This window comes from Acinetobacter sp. ANC 3882 (assembly GCF_022549545.1).
In the GTDB taxonomy this organism is placed as follows: Bacteria; Pseudomonadota; Gammaproteobacteria; order Pseudomonadales; family Moraxellaceae; genus Acinetobacter.
On record NZ_JAKZGB010000001.1, the window covers coordinates 237864 to 259275 of the forward strand.

The following is a 21412-nucleotide window of genomic DNA, read 5'->3' on the forward strand; positions in this document are numbered from 1 at the left end:
AAGAGGTAGTCAGGAAGAATCAATGTTTAAATTTTTTCTGGGATGGATAGATAGTTGGTCAAATACAAATACGCTTGGATCAAATCCAGTTGATGGCCCTAAAAGCATTAAAGATACTCAAGTCCAATGGTTGAGAATCGTTCCATTTATTTTACTGCACATTGCTTGTTTAGCTGTATTCTGGGTAGGCGCTTCATGGTTTGCAATTATTTTTATGATCATATTTTATGTGATCAGAATGTTTGCAATTACCGCCTTTTTCCATCGTTATTTATCCCATAAAACATTTCAAACTTCACGGCCAGTACAATTTATTTTTCTGCTTATGGGAACAATGAGTGCGCAACGTGGTCCGCTCTGGTGGGCTGCACATCATCGGTATCACCATCATTTTACCGATACAGAGCAAGACCCTCATTCATCTACCCATGGTTTTTGGTACAGCCATATTGGGTGGTTTTTGAATGAACAGAACTTCTCGACGCGCAAACATATCATCAAAGACTGGCTAAAATTTCCTGAAATCATCTGGTTAGATCGCTTTAGTTTACCCATTGTTCTAATGACCGCCTTTTCTATATACGTATTTGGCGAATGGCTCACTGTTGCTCACCCGAGTTTAGGCACTTCGGGGCTGCAACTATTGGTTTGGGGCTTTGTTGTTTCGACTGTGTTGTTGATTCATGCGACTTTATGCATTAATTCACTGGCTCATTTATACGGAAGCAGAGATTTCGATACTACGGATAATAGTCGTAATAATCTTCTTCTTTCAATTATAACGTTAGGTGAGGGATGGCATAACAATCATCATTATTATGCAGGTAGTACACGTCAAGGGTTTTTCTGGTGGCAAATTGATATCACCTATTATGTTTTAAAAGCAATGTCTTGGCTGGGGTTAATCTGGGGAATAAAACCTGTGCCACAACGTATTTATGCTGCCTATAACAGCCAAAAACAAAATCTTAAAATGAACCCAATCAAAACTCAAACGAAGGAGTCTTCATGAAAATTGCAATTGTTGGCTCTGGTATTTCTGGAATGTATGCTGCTTGGAAACTTTCAAAGAGGCATCATGTCACTATTTTTGAAAAAGAGAACTATTTTGGTGGGCATACCGATACCCATGAGTTTAGTATTGATCAAAAGAATGTAACCATCGACAGTGGTTTTATTGTCTTCAATGCGTATAACTATCCACTTTTTAGCGCCATGATTGCTGAATTAGGTGTACAAGCGCAAAGCAGTGACATGAGTTTTTCAGTGAATAACCAAGTGACAGGACTGCAATACAATCCTTCAAAAAAATGGTCATTATTGGTTAGACCACAAAACTTTTTAAATAAAAACTTTCGGGTGATGCTGTCGGATTTACTTCGCTTTTATAAAGAAAATAAAGATGTTTCTGTTGAAGAAAGTCATCCTGAATTAACCATTGACGAGTATTTAAATCATCATGGATATTCTCAGGCGTTTAGAGATGAACATCTGTATCCAATGTGTGGAGCGCTTTGGTCAAGCCCTGTCGATCAAGTAGGCAATATTCCCTACAAGTTCGTGGTAAGTTTTTTTCAGCATCACCGTATGCTGCAATTAAAAGATCGACCACAGTGGCAAACTGTTAAAGGTGGCTCAATATCCTACATCTATGCAATTCAGCATCATTGCCCAACGATTATCTGGAAAAAAAATCAAGTAAAGCAAGTGATCAGAAGCAAAGATCATATTTCCATTGTGACAGCACATGGGCAAGAGCAATTTGATTGGGTTATTTTTGCAAGTCATGCCGACGACACTTTAAAACTATTAGATCAGCCTTCAGACATAGAGCGTGAAGTCTTAAGCAGTTTTGATTACCAAGATAATCGTATGGTAGTACACCATGATACATCGATTATGCCGAAATCTAGATCACAGTGGGCAAGCTGGCATGTTCATGTGACTCCCCAAGCTCAAAATGAACAATCGACCTTGACTGACAATGTTCACTTTGGATTTACCTACTGGATGAACAGTTTGCAAAATTTGAACTGTAAAACACAGGTTTTTTCTACACTTAATCCCAATACAACGATCGACAAAGATAAGATTTATATTGAAAGACATTATCGTCATCCCGTATTTAATAAAACTGCACTTGAGGCCCAATCACGTTGGCATGAATTAAATGGCCAAAATCGTAGTTCATTTTGTGGTGCGTATTGGGGTTGGGGATTTCATGAAGATGGGGCAAGAAGTGCTGAACGTGCTGTAGAACATTTAATGATTATGGCTGATGAATAGGGGATGAGTATGTTAGAAACTCCACTTGCTATCGCGAAAGCTAAAATTAGACATCGCCGATTTACCCCCAAGGCACATCAATTTGAAGCTACATTAAGCTATTTATATTTTGATCCAGATCAGATAACAACGAAACTCAGTGATTCATGGTTATGTTCAACAGCACACTGGAATCTTCTAAAGGTAGATGAAAATGATTTTTTGCAGGGTTATACAGGGAATTTAAGGCAAAGAATAAAAAAAATCTTATTGCAGCAAGTAGATGTGGTCTTGCCTATACAATCAGAAATTCGTGTATTGGCTTTACCACGAATGCTTGGTTTCAGTTTTAATTCGGTTGTGTTTTATTTTATTTTTAATAGTCAAAAACAGCTTATTTTTATCTTAACTGAGATCACCAATACGCCGTGGAAAGAACACAAAGTTTATGTGCATGATTGTCGTGATAAGTTAGAACACCATTCTGAGTATCATGGTGCAGAGTTCGAATTTCAAAAAAGTTTTCATGTTTCTCCATTTATGCCAATGGATATTCAGTACAAATGGCGTTTTAACTTTTCTGATGCTCAAAACGTCATTCATATGCAGCTTTATCAAACACAAAAATTAATTTTTGATGCAACAATGCTTTTCGAATTAGAAAATATCACAGTTCCTTCACAGCTCAATCGTTATGCTGTTCGTTATGTTTTTGAACCTTTCAAAATGCTCGCTTCGATTTATTTACAAGCATTTTATTTATGGCGAAAGAAAGTTCCATTTTATCGGCACCCTAAAAAAGATAAGGATTTAAAACAAGATGATCAAAACGCTTATTTTCGGTGAAAACGATTCACTGCCATTGGTTTTACGCAGCTTGCTCAAACTTCGTCATGGTCAAATTCATTTTCGTGGTGAATGGAATGGCACGGTAGGTGAAGTTTCTGATTTAGAAGCAACGGTAGATGTACATAATAAAGCCCTCATTGATCTAATTTTTAAAAATGGTGTGCTTGGGGCGGCTGAGGGTTATATTCAGGGATATTGGAGCAGTGAAAACTTAGTTGAACTGATCCAAATTTTAGCGAGAAACCGTCATGTTCTCGATAAAATTAATCAAAATATGCTTTCACAAGCAAGCCAGCTGATTTTAAAAGCGTGGTACAAAACACGTAAAAATTCATTATCAGGCAGCCGTAAAAACATTGCAGAGCACTATGATCTCAGCAATGTTTTTTTCAAGCTCTTTCTAGATTCTTCCATGATGTATTCTAGTGCAGTCTATAAACAAGCAAACATGACATTAGAGCAAGCATCTGATTATAAAAAAGAATTGATCTGCCAAAAATTGCAATTGAAACCCATGGACCATCTCGTTGAAATCGGAAGCGGTTGGGGCGGTTTTGCGATCTATGCAGCCCAACATTACGGCTGTAAAGTGACCACAATTACGATTTCACAGGCTCAGTACGATGAGGCAAATAAACGTATTGCAGCGGCAGGGCTAAGCCATCGTGTACAGGTTGAACTCAAAGATTACCGTTTATTGGAAGGCAAGTTCGACAAATTGGTTTCCATCGAAATGATCGAAGCTGTGGGTGAGCAATATTTATCAACTTACTTTAATAAATGTAGATCCCTGCTTAAGCCAACTGGTTTGGGATTGATCCAAGCCATTACCATTGAAGATGCACGTTATAAAAAGGCCTTAAGCACTGTGGATTATATTAAGCGCTATATTTTTCCAGGTAGCTTTATTCCATGTATTAGTGTGCTGACCCAAGCCGCATCTGAACAGAAACTGCGTTTAAAACATCTTGAAGATATTGGGCTTAGCTATGCTGAAACGATTCATCAATGGCGTGAGCATTTTTTAAATGCCAAACCACAAGTATTGGCACTGGGTTTTGATGAAAACTTTATTCGAATGTGGGATTTCTATCTTTGTTACTGCGAAGGTGGCTTTAAAGAAGGTGTAATTAGCAATGTACAGCTCTTGTTCGAAGCAAATCCTTATTAATAATCAACTTATGTGATACGTCAGGGAGACAGTCATGTTGTGGCAATTGTTTGTACTTGATGTTGTCGTGATGACAGTTTGCTGGTTATGGGCGACATACAACCATCGTGCAGGCATTGTTGATGTGGCATGGAGTTTTTGTATTGCCCTGAATATTGTACTTACAGCAGGGTCTGTTGATACCGCTCCAATAGAGATTAGATGGTTTATTGGAATATTGAGTACTGTTTGGTTTTTACGCCTAAGTGTGCATTTATTTCGTCGTTACCTTGCCGAACATGAAGAAGATCGCCGATATGCCAATATGCGTCTAGCAATGGGGAAATATCAACACCTTGGCTTTTTTGCTTTTTTTATGTTTCAGGCTGGTTTAGCAATTTTATTCAGTATTCCAATGTGGAGTTTACTGAATGTGCCAAGTTCGGTTTGGAATAACCAAAGCAATGATCTTCTTATTATTGCAGGCATGATTATGGTGATTGCATTTATGGGAGAAGTAATTGCAGACCAGCAATTGTACCGTTTCAAGCAAAATACACAGAATCATGGAAAGACGATGGATCAGGGGCTATGGAAATATTCACGTCATCCAAATTATTTTTTTGAATGGATACATTGGTTTGCCTACCCAGTAATCGGGATGGCAGCAGGATTATATAGCCTGTGGATTTATCCAGTTTTGATGTGGTTCTTTTTGTATTACATCACGGGGATTCCATTTAGTGAACAGCAGGCATTAAAAAATCGAGGTCAGAATTATCTCGATTATCAAAAACGAACTTCTATGTTTATTCCATGGAAACCCAAACAATAGGTGAGCGTATGGACTTTATTATTCAGCAATCATTGAAACTCGTTGAGAGCGGTCTAGTGCCCGATCAAGCGATTCGTGCAGCAATTCGTACATTAAGTAAAAAGCGTTTGATTCAAGAAGGTCGCTATGATCCAGAACAGGGTGCTCAACGCTATATGGATGTGTTGAACATGTTGAAGCAGAGTGAAATTGCGATTGAAACAGACAAAGCCAATGAACAACATTATGAGTTGCCAACCGCTTTTTTTCAGGCAGTTTTAGGCAAAAGATTAAAATACAGTGCCTGTTTTTTTGCCGATGATACAACCCAATTAGATGAGGCAGAAGAGTTTGCACTGCAAGTTTACAGTGAACGAGCGCAATTGCATGATGGTCAAAATATCTTGGAACTCGGCTGTGGTTGGGGTTCTTTTACCTTATGGATGGCGGAGCATTATCCGAACGCTAGAATTACTGCTGTATCCAATTCCGCAACGCAACGTCAACATATTTTAGCTGAAGCGGAAAAACGTGGTCTACAAAATATTAAAATCATCACCTGTGATGTCAACATACTCGAATTAAAAGAAAATTCGTTTGATCGTGCTGTGTCTGTAGAAATGTTTGAGCACGTTAGAAACTATCAAAAATTATTTCAGAAAATTCAATTATGGCTCAAGCCTAATGGTTTGTTATGGTGTCATATTTTTTGCCATCGATTTCTACACTATCCATTTGAAATAAAAAGTGAATATGACTGGATGTCACGCTACTTCTTTACGGGTGGATTAATGCCAGCAGCGTCTACATTTTTGCATTTTCAAACGCATTTGGAGTTATCACAGCATTGGCAATGGTCAGGTACGCACTACGAAAAAACAGCAAATGCCTGGCTGGAGAACATGGATCGTAACGCTGGACAATTAAAACCACTTTTCGAGCAGGTATATGCACAGCATGCCGATGCTTGGTGGCAACGTTGGCGTATCTTTTTTATGGCTTGTGCGGAATTGTTTGGATTTGAACAAGGACAAGAATGGGTCATCGGTCACTTCCTGTTCAAAAAGAAAACCGTATAATTAAAATCAGAATCTACCAGTAGATAAGCTTATGTTTAGATCCAATAAAAGCGGTGAAAATATTCATCCATTAAGTGAGATGTTTAATCGTCATTATTGGTTGCAAATTGGTTTGATCGCACTGTCGATTATTATCGGTATCGCATGCAGTGCCTGGGTCATTAAAGGCTCACTACTCAAAACAGCACTTGAGCAAGAAATGGAACATTACTGGATGCGCATCGATCGTAATCCCAATGCTGATCTACCTGATACAAAAAATCTATATGGCTATCGCTGGCTAACTAAAGATCCACCTTTAGCGTTTAAAAACCAAACTTTAAAACAAGGCGTTCATCGAGTCTTCGTCGATGGTAAAGATCGAATGACAGTTTATGGTGAAAGAAATGGACAACATGTACTGCTTGTTTTTGGTGAAAGTAACGTTAACAAAATTGTGTGGATGTTTGGTTTAGCGCCATTAATGTTCAGCTTGATTGTACTGTATAGCATCTTATGGTTTTCAAATCGGCGAGCTAAACGTTATTTTTCACCGATTACACGTCTGGCAAATGCTTTAGATCATATTGATTGGGCGCATCAAAATAAAGAAGCTTCGCCATTTCAAGGGATTAGTACCAACGGCAATCTGGAAGCTGAATATTTAAAGCAGGCATTAGAAAAATATCATCAAGTTTTAAATGATTTCATCAACCGAGAACGTGAGTTTACAGGAGATGTAAGTCATGAATTGCGCACACCACTCACGATTTTAAAAGGCAATGTGCAGCTTTGTCAGGTTAAGTATGGGGAAGATAAAGCATTGCATCGTATTTCTAATACCATTGAGGATATGCAATTGCTTGTGGAAACCTTATTGGCGATCGCACGCAATACCACCAATACCTTAACTGCCGAACAAACCCGATTATCCAATATAATTAGTGATTTGCTAAAGGATCTAGAGCCTGTTAGTCAAAGCAAAGGTGTTCAAATTTTTGTTCATTATGATCCTCAAGAGTTGCCTCGACTAATTTATCCCTCAATGACTAAAATGGTGCTGAGTAACATTCTACGCAATGCATTGAATTATTCCCAAGGATCTAATATCCATATTATTCAACGTCAAAACAGTATTGTGATTGCTGATAATGGGATTGGGATTGAAATGCCCAATGATCGTAAAGTTCAGGAGTTAAGCTCACAATTTCAACTTACAGCCAAAGGGCATGGGATTGGTTTACAACTGGTTAGAAAGTTATGCACTCAGTTGGGCTGGAGAGTTGAGCTATTTGACCGCCAATATTATTTAAGCACTCATCCTCATCTCCAATTAGAAAATACAACCGGTTTAATTGTTGTGGTGTATATGAATTAATGAGTACTCAAATCAAACGCAACTTTTAAACCAACGCCTGAAATGGTATGGATCAGTTTCTCTTGAAAAGGCTTATCAATCATTTTTCTTAAGTTATAGATATGACTGCGTAATGCATCACTTTCAGGTTCTTCATCCCCCCAAAGTTCGATCACAATTTCTTGCTTAGTAATGACTTTTGGAGAGTTTCTCATCAAAATTTTAAGTAATTTGAATTGAATGCGGGGCAGCTCAATCGACTGACCTGCACGCGTTACGGTTTGAGTCGAACTGTCTAAAATCAGGTCATGAATTTGGATTTTACTTGTTGATACTTCGCCAAGAGAACGCTTAATAAGTGCCCGAATACGCATCACCAATTCATTAAAATCAAAAGGCTTGATTAAATAATCATCTGTTCCTGCGGTGAAACCCTTTAGTTTATCATCCAATGTGTCTCTGGCCGTTAACATCAGAATTGGAATATCTTTGCCTTGATCAGTCCTCAGCCATTCACATAAATCATAGCCTGAACCATCGGGTAAATTAATGTCGAGTAAAAGTAAATGGTAAGGGTTTGTTTTTAAAAAATTGCGTGCAGCATCTAAATTACGGGCATGATCAATGACAAAGCCATGTTGTTCTAGAAACTCACAGACCGTTGCAGCAAGCTCGAAGTGATCTTCGACCATAAGAATAAATTGATTGTTCATAATAATTTGATCAAGTTATAGATTTAGTAATTGTTGCTTTAATTTAGCATTAAATGGTGAGTCCCCAAACCATATTTTAAAGTATTGATTCGCTTGAGAATCAGTAATTGCACCTAAGCGTTTTTGGTTCAGAGACAAGCTTAACTGTTTGCTCATTTGGTCATAATTTAAAGTGTAGAGATCGCCCTTTTTTACAGGGTGATATAATGCAGTAATTTTATTTAAAACAGATTGGTCTGAAAAATTAGTCACATTCTTCTTAAGATAGTAAGTAGCCGCTTTTTTAAATGCCCATTCTGGAATATTTTGGTTATAAGAAAAATCTAATCTAATATTTTGATTTTCCCAGTTTTGACTGCAATTATTGGCATAATAGCTTACCGACCCCACATTTTTTGTCGTGACGATAAGGGGAGCTGTTTTACATAGTTGCGTATTTGCATGTACTAAGCTTAAAGGCATGATAAGACATGCGACGCTGAGTCCAATTCTTACTAAATAGCTGTTCATTTTTCACCCTCAATGACTTCTATTTTATCTATTCCTTATTCAGCAGACTTAATAAGAATAGAAGTTCAGACTACGTTCAAGTTTTTGAATTTCATGACGTGCATAGCCTAAATTTGTATGATCACGATCTAAAACTGCATATAGAAAAAGACAGTGATTCGTTTCTAGCGGCGTAATAATGTGGTATTGATGATCTGTGCTCATTAAAACACTTTCCAACACATCATCAGCATCAATTTCATTCATTAATTGCTGTTGGTAGTTAAATAAATGAGTACTCTCAATTGCGGCAAGGTCCACATTAAAAAATGCATCGCCTACAGTCTCTAAAATTGAGCCATCAAAAGTATCGACCAATGCCAAAACAATTAAACCCTCAATCTTACTTAATGGTTTTAATAATGAATGATTGTCCATGATTTACTCTTTATTTATTTGGCTGAATTTTAAACTATCTTTTAAAGGGTAACAGCAAAGAATAACCTTTTCCGACATAGGGGAGCGAACGATATAAACCATTAGCTGGATCCCAATAATCTTGTTGAAAAACGATCAAGCCCTTGTCATTTATTTTGATTTGACTAATTCCATATGAGGACATGGTTTTCGTAGCACCAAACATTTTGAAGTCATACATCATATGCCAATGAATATAGGCTGAATCTTGTGTATGCGTTGCATTGATTAATTTTACTGAGACATTGCTGACATGTTCATTCATTCCTTCAAAATGTTTAATCAGCTCATTTTTTGTAGAAAATTGGGAAAGGGTATCATTAATGTATAAATGATCTGCGTAGAGTCTGCCTGTATTTTTGACAAAATCAACGGTTCCCATTGTATTAAAGGCGGAAACAAAGCGCTGACCGATAAGTAAGGCTTGTTCATCATTCAATAGAATTCCTGAGATTTCCTTATTTGCCTTAGCATAGTCCACGCTATAGCTTGGTATACTTTTACAGGCAACCAAAGAAAGTAAGGTCAGTGCAGAGAGGGTCACAGTTCTTAGAAATGTCATATTGCTAAACTCACGCCATTTTAAAACTAGCTTAAAAGTAGAGGCGTGAATATGATGTGAAATAATAATGTACGGATAAAGAACCAGTTTTCTGATTTGCTAGAAAAATAATTTATATTTTTACTTTAATATTCATGTAATTTTAAAAATAAAAAGGAAATCTAATGATTTCCTTTTTGCCTAAATCGACCAAAGTTATTTAAGGCTTGCTTGACGGTTCGCGATGTATTTTTCGTTAAAGAATCCACCCAATGGGATAAATGCAAGAATAAACAATCTAAGCAACTCTATTCCTGACCAAACCGATGCGGTGCGAACCAAGTTCCAAAGATAGAACAAGAAAGCCAGACCATGAATTGGCCCCATAATTTTTGTCGCAATGGGTAAATCAAACGCATACTTTAATGGAATCGCCACAACAAATAAAAGTAATAAAGTCACGGCTTCGAGTACAGAGGCAAACCGCATCTGTTGCAATTTTTGTGTCATCGCGCTCATAAAATAGCTCCAGGAGATTGATAAAAGAATAAAAATTAACGAAGCATATCATCTTTAGGAACTATCGCATTGATATTGTTGGTAACGATTCTTATTTAATCAATTATATAAAAAGTATAGATTATCTTGCTATGTCAAATTTCTAATCTTGATCGTAAGCCTTTTGAACCAGTCTAAATCGTCTTTTATCTATGAAAACAAAGCCAAAACTAAAATAAATAGAAAATATTGCACGGATAAATGGCTGCTTTCAGGCAATAAGTATGTTGTTTTTATCGCATCGGAAATTGTGAATAGAGAGTTTATGCAACTTGTTGCATAAAAACTTTTATCCCGATATGATGAAGCGAATTTAAAGAAAGCGAAATGCTTATTATTTCTAAAACTAATTTTATCTATTTGAAATAAAGGATATAATTGATGTCAAAACTTCCAGACATAATGAAAAATCTGAGACTCCCTGTTATTGCATCTCCTCTATTTATTATTAGTACACCCAAGCTCGTGCTGGCTCAATGTAAAGCAGGGGTGATTGGTTCAATGCCTGCATTGAATGCACGTCCAGCAGAGAAATTGGAGGAATGGCTTAAAGAGATCACGGAAGGAATCGCTGAACATAATGCTTTGCATCCAGATCGCCCAGCTGCACCATTTGCAATTAATCAGATTGTCCATAAAAGTAATAATCGTCTTGAACATGACATGGAACTGATCGTCAAATACAAAGTACCGATTGTGATTACATCTTTAGGTGCACGGACAGAAATCAATGATGCTACACATAGTTATGGCGGTGTGGTCTTGCATGATGTCATTAATAATACCTTTGCCAAAAAAGCCATAGAAAAAGGGGCGGACGGCTTGATTGCAGTTGCAGCAGGTGCAGGTGGTCATGCAGGCGTGAAGAGTCCATTTCCGTTAATTCAAGAAATCCGTGAATGGTTCGATGGACCACTTGCTTTATCGGGTGCGATTTCTACGGGGGATGCGATTTTAGCGGCCCAAGCGATGGGCGCAGATTTTGGTTATATTGGTTCAGCCTTTATCGCAACGCATGAAGCCAATGCGACTGAGGCTTATAAGCAAGCTATTGTTGATCATAATTCTGATGAAATTGTCTATTCCAACTTGTTTACGGGTGTACATGGCAACTATCTGGCGCCAAGTATTCGCGCTGCGGGACTTGATCCAGCCAATTTACCAGAAGGTAATTTGAAGGATATGGATTTCAGTACACCAAATGATGATGGTTCACAGCATAAAGTTAAACCTTGGCGTGATATTTGGGGATGTGGTCAGGGCTTAAATGCAATTAAAGCCACTACGTCGGTTGAAGCGTTAGTTGAGCGCCTTGAAAGAGAGTATCTGGCTGCAAGAAAGCGTTTAATGCTTTAAGGTTTAATCTATAGGGAGTTATATTTTAACTCCCTATTTTTTTCCTTTGTCCTAAATACGTTGAAACACCAGCCCAGCATGATCTGATAAACGTTGAATGAATCGGTCGTCAAACATTGTTGCAGGTGTCCAAAAACCACCATTACGGCCAATTTTTTCACTATCTTTGGCATGATCAATTGCGAGACTCAATGCTGCTTGCCCCAACATTTTTCCTGTTGAGCCATAACCTGGATCTCGATCACCTGTAACTTTAATTTTTAGGCTTTGTCCTGTGTCGGTTTTTCCAACAAAGCGCAAGTCAAACCGACCTGCCAATTGTTGCTCAGGCGTAGGGCCTTCTCCAGGTTTTGGTAAAAGGTAGCGTTCCATCACCTGACTGACAGGTTTACTGACGGCAGCAAGCATAAATGCACCTAAACCAGAAACGACGCCTAATGCTTTTAAACGTCCTTTCAATCCTTCACCTGTCAAAATCGCTTCGTTATAACTAAAGTTATTGCCATAAGCATTACCAGATAATGCGTTGGAACGGTGTACCACACGTTCATTGACAGCGGCCATCACAAAAGGCGCAATCCATGCATTAAAATCAGGGTCTAATTTGGCACTTTTAATATAAATTTGTCTTTGTGTATTGCCATGATCTGCTGGGCAAAGGATGTAGGGATTAAGCAGATCTTTTCGAAGCGCTGGGTCAGCCGCAGCCTCTTGAATCACATTAATCAAACTAGCGACTGTACCACCAGATGCTCCACCTTTTAAGGTTTTAACTCGCATGCTAACTTGCGTTGCAGGTGTAGAAAACTGTTGCTGCGCTTGCTGTTGCAGATAATAAACACCCATATCAGATGGAACTGAATCAAAGCCACAACAATGCACAATACGCGCACCTGATTGCTGTGCCTGAGTTTCATATTTGGTGATCATTTGTTTAATCCACTGGGTTTCTCCAGTCAGATCACAATAATCGGTGCCATTTTTTACGCAGGCTTGAATTAAAGGTTCACCATATAGGGCATAGGGACCCACAGTCGAAACCACTACACGTGTTTGGGCACAAAGTGCATCGAGTTCGGTTTGATTATTGGCATCGGCCACCAAGATTGGGACAGATTGTCCAACAGGGCCAAGCGCATCTTTAACTTGTTGTAATTTCTGTTGAGAGCGTCCTGCAATCGCCCAATAAAGTGGTTCTTTGTGAGTGGCTAAGTATTCTGCGAGATATTTTGTGAGGATCTGCCCGACAAAACTAGTCGCTCCGAAGACAATAAGATCATAATTTGGCTGAGTCATTGTAAGTTTTTCCTTAACTGTTCTATAGATTGAATTTTTTAAAGTGCTTTAAGTAAATGTAGCACTACTTGTGCGTCTTAAATCAGATCTAAGCGAAGAATCTTGGATGCCCCAAGTTCATCTAATAATTAGCCGAGACAACCACCATGCCATACAAGTTTGATGTTTCGAGGCACAAGTTTCTGCATAAAAGAAACCAGATCGGCTTGAACCAAGGTATGCTGCCATTGGTCATCAACAACATGTAACATGGTCACTTAGACTCAGTCTAAATCTGGATTGATCCCGAAACGATCGTAATAGCCATCTTTGGGAACTTTAACTTTGTGTTGCCCAAACTCAACTTCAGTAAACTGTTTATTGCTCTTCATATGCATAAACCTTTGATTGACCCAATTAAGATCACTATAAGATTAAAGCCAACTTTAATGTCAAGCCACAAATTTTGATATTTGAAAGGTGAAAGGCGTATTCGTTGAAACAATGTAAAGAAAATCGGCGCTGAAAAAACTTTAGATCGTAGAAAAAATATTTGATCTCAATGAGTAAGCCTATTCACTTTAGCTTTATTTTTAAATCATAAAATTACATTTTTATTATCAGAATGGGACTAAAAGCATTGACCTTAAAGCCAACTTTAACCTTAGTATAGGGGGACTGTCCATATGGATGTTCGTTAAAAATATGAAATTCCAGCGCAATCCATTACAACATAGATCATGACTCGACAGTGTAATTCTTACACAGGAGAAATAAAGATGGCATTTGTTACAACAAAAGATGGTGTAGATATTTTTTATAAAGATTGGGGACCTCGAGATGCTCAGGTCTTATTTTTCCATCATGGCTGGCCACTCAGTTCAGATGATTGGGATGCCCAATTATTATTCTTTTTAAATGAAGGTTTTCGTGTAGTCGCCCATGATCGCCGTGGACATGGTCGTTCCAGCCAAGTTTGGGATGGTCACGATATGGATCATTATGCTGATGATGTTGCAGCTGTGGTGAAACATCTTGGGATTAAAAACGCGATTCATATTGGCCACTCAACGGGTGGTGGTGAGGTAGCTCACTATATTGCACGTCATGGTGAAGCACATGTTGCCAAAGCTGTACTGGTGAGTGCAGTACCGCCAATCATGGTAAAAACCCCAAATAACCCTGATGGTTTACCGAAAGAAGTCTTTGACGACTTGCAAAATCAGTTATTCAAAAATAGATCACAATTTTATTATGATTTACCTGCTGGCCCTTTTTATGGTTTTAATCGTCCAGATGCAAAACCATCTGAACCAGTCATTTGGAATTGGTGGCGTCAAGGTATGATGGGGGGTGCCAAGGCACATTATGATGGGATTGTGGCTTTTTCTCAGACCGACTTTACTGAAGATTTGAAAAAGATTTCAGTACCTGTACTGGTTATGCATGGTGATGATGATCAGGTTGTACCTTATGAAAATTCTGGGGTATTGTCCGCCAAACTGGTACAAAACGGAACCTTAAAAACCTATAAAGGGTTCTCGCATGGGATGCTTACAGTCAATGCAGATGTCATTAATCCAGACCTATTGGCATTCATTCGGGCATAAGCTGCATTGATTGCAATACAACTAAAAAATAGAGGCCATATGCCTCTATTTTTTATTTTCAATATTTTCGGAGATTGTAGCTGCTGCAAGTCTATGACCTAGTTTGATTTTTCAAATAAATTTATACAAAGCAATAAAACCTATTGACATTAAAGTTTACTTTAATCTTAAAGTAAGCACATACTCAAAGAGGTTTCAAAAATGAAAGTATTTGAAAAATTAGTTTTCCCAAATGGTTCGCAGATCCCCAACCGTATTGCAAAAGCTGCAATGGAAGAAAACATGGCCGATTTAAACCATGCACCATCTGAACAACTGATGCGTTTATACCAAGCGTGGGCAGAGGGTGGTGTTGGCTTGATCATCACAGGCAATGTGATGGTGGACCGTCGTGCCATGACTGGACCGGGTGGTGTTGTATTGGAAGATGAAAAGTATTTAGATACTTTCAAACGCTGGGCACAAATCGCTCGTTCTACAGGTGCACAAGCTTGGCTGCAAATCAACCATCCAGGGCGTCAAATGCAATCCAATTTAGGTCAAGAAACTTGGGCACCATCCGCAGTTGCACTCGATCTGGGGAAAATGTCAGATCGTTTTAATACACCGATTGAAATGAACCAAGACATGATTGATGAAGTGATCCAACGTTTTGCCAATACTGCACGTTTGGGAGAACAGGCTGGATTTACTGGTGTAGAAATCCATGCAGCACATGGTTATTTACTCAGTCAGTTTCTTTCGCCACTGAGTAATAAACGCCAAGATCAGTGGGGTGGTACTTTAGAAAATCGAGCACGTATTTTGATTGAGATTGTCAAAGCAGTACGAGCTGTGGTTTCAGATACATTCACCGTTGCGGTGAAACTCAATTCTGCTGATTTTCAACGTGGCGGTTTTAGTGCAGAAGATGCGCAACAAGTGGTCATGATGTTAAACGAACTGGCTGTTGATCTGGTTGAGTTATCTGGCGGTAGTTATGAAGCACCTGCAATGCAAGGGCAGGCACGTGATGGACGTACTTTGGCACGTGAAGCTTATTTCTTAGAGTTTGCCCAAGAGATTGGTAAAGTTGCCAAGATGCCTGTCATGGTGACTGGCGGAATCCGTCGGAAACAGGTGGCAGAGCAAGTGATTGAAAGTGGTGTAGATATGGTCGGGATTGCCACAGCACTCGCGATTGATCCCAATTTACCAAATGAATGGAAACAAGGGCAAAATAACGCACCTGAACTCCAACCGATCGCATGGGAAAATAAAACTTTAGCATCGCTCGCCAATATGGCAACAGTGAAGTTCCAGTTACGTAAACTCAGCTTGGGTAAAAACACCAATCCAAAGGTATCGCCATTATGGGCATTGGCTTTACAGCAAACAGCAATGACTTGCCGTACCCGCCAATATAAAAAACGGATGCGAAGCTATTCATTTGCTTCATAACATAAGCGAACAAGTCGCCAATGCTAAAATAGCTTGATTGATCAAAAGCCAATTATAGAAAAATCTGTCATTGGCTTTTTTATGGAAAAAATGATTAAAAAAATTTTGAAAAGGAAAAATAATTCCTAACAATAAAAATATCCGCTTGCAGATTGAAGCGGATATTTTTCGCATAGATTTATTTTTTATGAACTTTAGCTTGATCTAGCGCAGGATAAGGAACTGGCATATTCAGTGCCAATTGAGCATCTTTCACAACATCAAGACGTAGAATTTTACCTGCTCCTAAATCATCAAGTAACTGACTCAGCGGACCACCGCTACGCACCAATTGTACATTTTTAGGAAATAAGCGCTGTCCAAATGCAAGTGTATTTGATTCGACAGAAGTGCTATGCCATTGACCATCGACGAGTTGATACATGGTTTTAGTTTCAATCCGTGATTGTGGTTTGACCGTTTTAATTTTAGGTACAGGAGCCGTCAGAGTTAAATCTGGCTTGCCATCCGTATTAAAAATATGTGCTTGCAGATTTTGAGTATCAATTTTCATATCAATCGGTGTTAACCATTTAGGCAATTGATAACCATATACACCACGCACACGGGCAATTTCAGTGTCGACAGGCAAGGCCAGTACATGCCCATAATACCTATGATGACGCATCGAACTGAGTAATTCGGTGCTATTGAAGCGGTGTGCATTGGGTTGACGCACCACAATGGCAACAGAAACTTCATCATAGGGATCAACATCACCAAGCGCATATGAGAAGAAGGTCAGTGAAACCAAACCATAACCTGGAAATGGCTGTAGTGGCTCAAGCGGTACTGGCAGTTTTGCTTTTAGTTTTGCAATAGGTGCCAACATTAATACCTGCACATTGCTGGTACGGTAATAGAAATTTGGTGACCAGACTTTACCGACCCGTGTACCCACAAGCTTTTTAGGAATTGTACGGAAATAATCAATATTGCCTGCTGCAGGATCTTTGGCCACTTCGTCTAAATTTGGATTCATACGAAAGCGATCATAATAACCGCCCTTGGGAACATTCACCTTATATGGTCCAAATTCAACGATTGTAGTCGGTGCTGTGTTGGTACTGCCATTCATCTGGGGTGAGTTGGGTTCGGTTGCATAGGCTTCTGTAGCGAGTATTAAACCGATGGATATCGCAGATACTGAACGACGTAAATGAAGCTTGTTGAACATGATGTAGTTCCTCCTATAGATCTAACTAGAATGCTAAGATTAAAGTTAGCTTTAAGGTCAAGCATTTTTGAATAATAAAATTGAATGGATCAATGCACCGAACGGATCGTGATAAAGCATGAGGAGATAAAGCTAAATTCATATGAACATTAAAAAACCAGATGATGAAATCTGGTTTTTTAAAACAAAGCTCAATTTAAAGCATTTAAGCGTTTTACTACGGCTTGCGCAATTGCTTTACTGGATTGCGGATTTTGCCCCGTAATAATTCGATCATCAACGATGACGTAAGAAGTAAAGGGGAGAAAAGCACGTTTATAGTTTGCCCCATGTTGTATCAAACCATCTTGCAATGAAAAAGGTACTTGGGATTTAATTCCGGACAGCGTTTCTTCAATATTGGCAAAACCTGTTACTGTCCGTCCTACGATCAAAGCTTTGCCGTTATTATCTTGGAGTGGCAATAACCCACCCACACCATGGCAGACTGCCGATACAACACCACCTTGCTGGTAAATCTTTTCACTAATGTCCTTTAGATCTTGGTTCTGGGGGAAATCCCACATCGTACCGTGACCACCCGTATAATAAATTGCCTTGTACTGGGATGGATCAATTGCATTGGGTGCAAGTGTATGACTTAAACGTTGCATAAACTTAGGGTCTGCTAGATGAGCTTTGGCCGATTTGTCCATATAAATTGGCTTTAAGCTTCGTTCATCCAAAGGAACAGCTCCACCTTGGGGACTGACAAAATCCATTTCATAACCAGCAGCCTGTGCAATGTCATAAAAATGAGTGAGTTCAGTCAACCATAAACCTGTGTGATCTGAACGAGTAGGGTAAGTAGAATGGTTGGTCATCACCACCAGAATTTTGCCTAGTGATTTATGATGTAGATTTTGCACAGGTTCAACTGCAAAGGCTGAATTTAAACTCACAGAAAAGATCAGCATAAAAATATGGATAAACCACTTTTGAAGATTCCAACGTTGCAACATGACAGGTTCCTTATTCATCACCTGTCAAATATCCTATGCTTAAAGTTGGGTTGAAGGTCAATCGTTTTTATGCGTTATTGATTCGTATCAAAGATGCTTGATTTTAAATTTCCAATAAAGCTTTAGGCCTTATCATTGTCGTAATAGAGATTGAGCAAACGCTGTGCATTTTCTTCACAGGTGATTTCGTCAGGTTTACTATTGATTGCAGTGATCATCATACGCAGGTTTTGTTTGCTGATGGCCAGTTTTTGTTCTAAATCTTCAATATCCTTGATTTTACTTTCCAACACCCCAATCAAAATATCATGATCCCAAGATGTCACATTTGAAGGCAAAAATGACTTAATTTCTGTCAAAGAAAAGCCAACTTGCTGTGCTTGTTGGATCAGGAATAACTGTTTCAGATCATTGTCACTATATTCCCGATAGCCATTTGATTTACGTTTAGCCTTGGGTAATAGTTTGATTTGCTCGTAATAACGAATTGTTGGAGTAGTTAAACCACTTTGTTTAGATAGTTCACTGATATTCATTGACTGATTTTTCTCTTGACATTAAAGCAAACTTTAAGCTTATAGTAATGCAAAAGCAAGATTAAAAATAAATCAAATAGCCGAGGTGAAAGATGTCAAAGCGTATTCTGCATGTTGTAACCAATGTCTATGAGTATGAAGGAATTCATAGGCCAACAGGACTGTGGCTGGGTGAGTTGACTCATGCCTATGACGAGTTCGAAAAGCAAAATTATATTCAGGATATTGTCAGTCCTTTGGGGGGCACTTCTCCAATTGAACCTAAATCATTAGAACGTTTCGTTGCTGATGCCTCTGTATTAAAACGTAAAAATGATCCTGCATTTATGCAATTACTCGAAACAACCAAAAAACCCTCTGAAATCAATTGGCAAGATTATGATGTGATTTATTACACTGGTGGCCATGGCGTGATGTGGGACTTTCTGGACAATGCTGAATTGCAGGAAATCACCAAAAATATTTATGAGAAAGGTGGCATTGTATCTAGTGTATGTCACGGTTATTGCGGGTTGCTGAATGTTCAGCTATCAAATGGGCAATATTTAATTGAAGGGAAAAAGCTGACGGGCTTTGCATGGTGTGAAGAAGTGTTGGCTGGTGTAGCGAAGAAAGTTCCTTATAACGCTGAAGAGCTGGCGAAACAGCGTGGAGCGCTTTATGAAAGAAAGTTTTTTCCTTTTGTACCGAATGTAGTCAGAGATCATAATTTGATTACTGGGCAAAATCCGTTTTCAGCACGTGTTACAGCAAATGCGATTATTGATGCTTTAAACAAAAAACAATAAATCCTATCGATGAAAAAAAGATTGAATAAAGTGATCCGAGAATCACTTTGTTCATTAAAGCAGCACATCGCTGCTGTATTCATTTTAGATGCCACTACGCGTCATATTCCGCATGCATTTGCGTATTTTGTCGCTGAGAACGTGCTAGCTCTAATGCAAGTGTTTCTGCGCGGATAAATGCATTTTCTAAAGATTTTTGATGGCGAGTATCACCAAACTCTTGATACTCAGACACAATTTCATATATCTGCTCTACGCCTAGATATTTACTCAGTGTACGTAAATGCGGCCGTAAATGTCCCATCTCAGCCCGAATGCCGTCTTCTTCAAAACCAAACTCACCACTCGATGTAATCACGACGAGTGTTTTGCCTGAAAGTAATGGTTTTAAGGGAAAGTCACCACGGGTGAGGTCAAAGTCAAACGTTTTATTAATACGGATAATTTGGTCAAACCATGCTTTTAAGTGAGCAGGCATACCATAGTTATACATCGGTGAGGCAATCACAATGGTATTTGCAGCAAACAGCTCTGCAATCAATTGATCAGACAAGGATAAGATTTGTTTTTGCTCAGTTGTTCTTTTCTCTTCTGGTGTAAAAACAGCACCAATCCAGTCCTGGTTAATAAAAGCAGGTGGATTCATTCCGACATCACGATAAATATATTCATCTATCATGCCTTGGCTTTGCAATGCACTGATAAAACGATGTGCAATACTTTTTGAAATTGAATTATGAGCGGGATTGGGATTAAAAACCGCTCGGACACTGGCATCAATATGTAATACAGTTTTCATTTTTGATTACTCGACCTGTTCAAGATAAGGTCATCTTAAAGGCCTCTTGCTGACTGGACAAATGAGTAAATCAGGGTTATGAATGAATTTAACTCAGCTATAAACTTAAACTCGGTGAGCCAAAACGTATGCAGGTTTCTTTACAAGCATTGAAAGCATTTGAATCTGCAGCCCGTTTAGGGAGTTTCAAATTAGCTGCTGAAGAACTATCACTTACACCAACCGCTATTTCTCATCACGTGAGCAATTTAGAACGTCGCTTAAACGTTGATTTATTTTATCGGCAGGTTCGAAAAATCAGCTTAACTGAAACAGGTGAAAAGTTAGCGACCGCTATTTCTAAGGGATTTCGAACGATTGAAGACGCATTAGAAGAGGTGAGTACTGCGGGAAGAGTGATTAAGATCACCACAACTTCATCCTTGGCTGCAATGATCTTGATTCCAGCCATGCAGACCTTTTCACAACTTTATCCAGAGATCGCGCTTGAAATTTCAACAGGGGAAAATCTGGAAAACCATTTATCTGCGCTTCCCATCCGCTATGGGGCTGTTGCATCCGTTTCCCCAACGGACATTATTAAGTATGAGTCATTTAATGTATTTGCCGCCGTAGGGTTGCATAAAAAGAGTTGGTTGGAGCAGCCAATTACACTGTTTAGCACTGAATGGAAAAATAAAACCTTGCCTAAGCCACCATTACAAACATGGCTTGACTACAATGCTTTGGATGGGAAAAATATCAACCTGCATCACTTTGACCAAGAAATTTTCGGTATTCAAGAAGCCTTAATGGCCAATGGATTGGTATTTTGCTCGAGTACCTTGGTCAGTCGATTAATTCAGGCGAAATTGATCCAGCCACTGTCAACCAAATGCGTGCAATCAGAATTGTGTTATTACATTCCAAACAAGGAACAATTAAAGCATAGAAATCGGCATATGCATGAACTGATCGTGTGGATAGAAGCACTGTTGAATCAATAGGTTCTCATTTTTAGCATTACGCTTTTGAGCAATTGAATATAAAAATTATGCTTATAAAAATAACAGTCAACAAAAGTTTGTACGATTCTTTCTTGATTTTATAAATGATAATTATTATCATTTGATCACACTTT

23 protein-coding genes are annotated in these 21412 nt (G+C 38.7%); 12 read left to right on the forward strand and 11 right to left on the reverse strand.

The window, feature by feature from the left end; translation table 11 throughout:
* The first annotated feature begins 22 nt into the window (after positions 1 to 22).
* The 7 genes from MMO42_RS01305 to MMO42_RS01335 are packed head-to-tail and all read left to right on the forward strand — an operon-like array spanning position 23 to position 7514.
* Entirely contained in the window at positions 23 to 1012 is a 990-nt protein-coding gene (locus MMO42_RS01305; protein WP_241318857.1) for an acyl-CoA desaturase, read from the forward strand.
* Positions 1009 to 2286 carry an NAD(P)-binding protein gene (locus tag MMO42_RS01310; RefSeq protein WP_241318858.1) on the forward strand — a complete coding sequence of 426 codons (1278 nt, stop codon included), beginning with the start codon at positions 1009 to 1011 and terminating at the stop codon, positions 2284 to 2286. Before MMO42_RS01305 ends, MMO42_RS01310 begins: the two co-directional genes overlap by 4 nt.
* A 9-nt stretch (positions 2287 to 2295) precedes the next feature.
* The gene (locus MMO42_RS01315; RefSeq protein WP_241318859.1) at positions 2296 to 3111 is read left to right on the forward strand and encodes a DUF1365 domain-containing protein; all 816 of its coding nucleotides are present in this window, start codon (positions 2296 to 2298) and stop codon (positions 3109 to 3111) included.
* The gene (locus MMO42_RS01320) at positions 3086 to 4285 is read left to right on the forward strand and encodes a cyclopropane-fatty-acyl-phospholipid synthase family protein (RefSeq protein WP_241318860.1); all 1200 of its coding nucleotides are present in this window, start codon (positions 3086 to 3088) and stop codon (positions 4283 to 4285) included. The genes MMO42_RS01315 and MMO42_RS01320 overlap by 26 nt, the downstream gene beginning before the upstream one ends.
* Before the next feature lie 34 nt (positions 4286 to 4319).
* Positions 4320 to 5099 carry a DUF1295 domain-containing protein gene (locus MMO42_RS01325; protein ID WP_241318861.1) on the forward strand — a complete coding sequence of 260 codons (780 nt, stop codon included), beginning with the start codon at positions 4320 to 4322 and terminating at the stop codon, positions 5097 to 5099.
* 8 nt (positions 5100 to 5107) lie between these two features.
* Positions 5108 to 6157, forward strand: a complete 1050-nt coding sequence (locus tag MMO42_RS01330) for a cyclopropane-fatty-acyl-phospholipid synthase family protein (RefSeq protein WP_241319566.1) — start codon at positions 5108 to 5110, stop codon at positions 6155 to 6157.
* 31 nt (positions 6158 to 6188) lie between these two features.
* Positions 6189 to 7514, forward strand: coding sequence for a HAMP domain-containing sensor histidine kinase (locus MMO42_RS01335; RefSeq protein ID WP_241318862.1), 1326 nt, complete (start codon positions 6189 to 6191; stop codon positions 7512 to 7514).
* Here MMO42_RS01335 and MMO42_RS01340 read toward each other — a convergent pair.
* The 5 genes from MMO42_RS01340 to MMO42_RS01360 form a co-directional block, all read right to left on the reverse strand.
* The gene (locus tag MMO42_RS01340; RefSeq protein ID WP_005294193.1) at positions 7511 to 8206 is read right to left on the reverse strand and encodes a response regulator transcription factor; all 696 of its coding nucleotides are present in this window, start codon (positions 8204 to 8206) and stop codon (positions 7511 to 7513) included. The two genes, MMO42_RS01335 and MMO42_RS01340, sit on opposite strands and share 4 nt — an antisense overlap.
* Before the next feature lie 15 nt (positions 8207 to 8221).
* The gene (locus tag MMO42_RS01345; protein WP_241318863.1) at positions 8222 to 8716 is read right to left on the reverse strand and encodes a chalcone isomerase family protein; all 495 of its coding nucleotides are present in this window, start codon (positions 8714 to 8716) and stop codon (positions 8222 to 8224) included.
* Positions 8717 to 8764: 48 nt separating this feature from the next.
* Positions 8765 to 9133 carry a roadblock/LC7 domain-containing protein gene (locus MMO42_RS01350; protein ID WP_241318864.1) on the reverse strand — a complete coding sequence of 123 codons (369 nt, stop codon included), beginning with the start codon at positions 9131 to 9133 and terminating at the stop codon, positions 8765 to 8767.
* A 34-nt stretch (positions 9134 to 9167) separates the two neighbouring features.
* A complete protein-coding gene (locus MMO42_RS01355; protein ID WP_241318865.1) occupies positions 9168 to 9734 on the reverse strand; it encodes a nuclear transport factor 2 family protein in 567 nt (188 codons plus the stop codon).
* Positions 9735 to 9929: 195 nt separating this feature from the next.
* Positions 9930 to 10232, reverse strand: a complete 303-nt coding sequence (locus MMO42_RS01360; protein ID WP_241318866.1) for a DUF3817 domain-containing protein — start codon at positions 10230 to 10232, stop codon at positions 9930 to 9932.
* A 420-nt stretch (positions 10233 to 10652) separates the two neighbouring features.
* Here MMO42_RS01360 and MMO42_RS01365 point away from each other — a divergent pair, with 420 nt between their 5' ends.
* On the forward strand, positions 10653 to 11627 hold the full coding sequence (locus MMO42_RS01365; protein ID WP_241318867.1) for a nitronate monooxygenase family protein: 975 nt from the start codon (positions 10653 to 10655) through the stop codon (positions 11625 to 11627).
* Positions 11628 to 11678: 51 nt separating this feature from the next.
* On the opposite strand, the gene MMO42_RS01370 is transcribed toward MMO42_RS01365, so the two are convergent.
* Together MMO42_RS01370 and MMO42_RS18190 are read right to left on the reverse strand one after the other, a co-directional pair.
* Complete coding sequence (locus MMO42_RS01370; protein WP_241318868.1) at positions 11679 to 12923, reverse strand: saccharopine dehydrogenase NADP-binding domain-containing protein; 1245 nt, start codon at positions 12921 to 12923, stop codon at positions 11679 to 11681.
* Positions 12924 to 13051: 128 nt separating this feature from the next.
* The gene (locus MMO42_RS18190) at positions 13052 to 13180 is read right to left on the reverse strand and encodes a hypothetical protein (protein ID WP_265596639.1); all 129 of its coding nucleotides are present in this window, start codon (positions 13178 to 13180) and stop codon (positions 13052 to 13054) included.
* 501 nt (positions 13181 to 13681) lie between these two features.
* Between MMO42_RS18190 and MMO42_RS01375 the strand changes: the two genes are divergently transcribed.
* Both MMO42_RS01375 and MMO42_RS01380 read left to right on the forward strand, forming a co-directional pair.
* Positions 13682 to 14512 (forward strand): alpha/beta hydrolase, encoded by an 831-nt coding sequence (locus MMO42_RS01375; RefSeq protein ID WP_241318869.1) that lies wholly within the window; start codon positions 13682 to 13684, stop codon positions 14510 to 14512.
* A 201-nt stretch (positions 14513 to 14713) separates the two neighbouring features.
* Positions 14714 to 15952 (forward strand): NADH:flavin oxidoreductase/NADH oxidase family protein, encoded by a 1239-nt coding sequence (locus MMO42_RS01380; protein ID WP_241318870.1) that lies wholly within the window; start codon positions 14714 to 14716, stop codon positions 15950 to 15952.
* A gap of 178 nt (positions 15953 to 16130) precedes the next feature.
* On the opposite strand, the gene MMO42_RS01385 is transcribed toward MMO42_RS01380, so the two are convergent.
* The 3 genes from MMO42_RS01385 to MMO42_RS01395 form a co-directional block, all read right to left on the reverse strand.
* Positions 16131 to 17168 (reverse strand): acetoacetate decarboxylase, encoded by a 1038-nt coding sequence (locus MMO42_RS01385; protein ID WP_241318871.1) that lies wholly within the window; start codon positions 17166 to 17168, stop codon positions 16131 to 16133.
* 191 nt (positions 17169 to 17359) lie between these two features.
* Positions 17360 to 18169: a type 1 glutamine amidotransferase domain-containing protein gene (locus tag MMO42_RS01390; RefSeq protein WP_241319567.1), complete on the reverse strand. Its 810-nt coding sequence runs from the start codon at positions 18167 to 18169 to the stop codon at positions 17360 to 17362.
* Positions 18170 to 18291: 122 nt separating this feature from the next.
* Positions 18292 to 18705, reverse strand: a complete 414-nt coding sequence (locus MMO42_RS01395) for a MerR family transcriptional regulator (protein WP_005294167.1) — start codon at positions 18703 to 18705, stop codon at positions 18292 to 18294.
* A gap of 92 nt (positions 18706 to 18797) precedes the next feature.
* On the opposite strand from MMO42_RS01395, the gene MMO42_RS01400 reads away from it, so the two are divergent.
* Positions 18798 to 19493: a type 1 glutamine amidotransferase domain-containing protein gene (locus MMO42_RS01400; protein ID WP_241318872.1), complete on the forward strand. Its 696-nt coding sequence runs from the start codon at positions 18798 to 18800 to the stop codon at positions 19491 to 19493.
* 94 nt (positions 19494 to 19587) lie between these two features.
* Here the strand turns inward: MMO42_RS01400 and MMO42_RS01405 are convergent, their stop codons facing one another.
* A complete protein-coding gene (locus MMO42_RS01405; RefSeq protein ID WP_241318873.1) occupies positions 19588 to 20292 on the reverse strand; it encodes an NAD(P)H-dependent oxidoreductase in 705 nt (234 codons plus the stop codon).
* Between the two features lie 128 nt (positions 20293 to 20420).
* On the opposite strand from MMO42_RS01405, the gene MMO42_RS01410 reads away from it, so the two are divergent.
* Positions 20421 to 21278, forward strand: a complete 858-nt coding sequence (locus MMO42_RS01410; RefSeq protein WP_241318874.1) for a LysR family transcriptional regulator — start codon at positions 20421 to 20423, stop codon at positions 21276 to 21278.
* Positions 21279 to 21412: the final 134 nt, after the last annotated feature.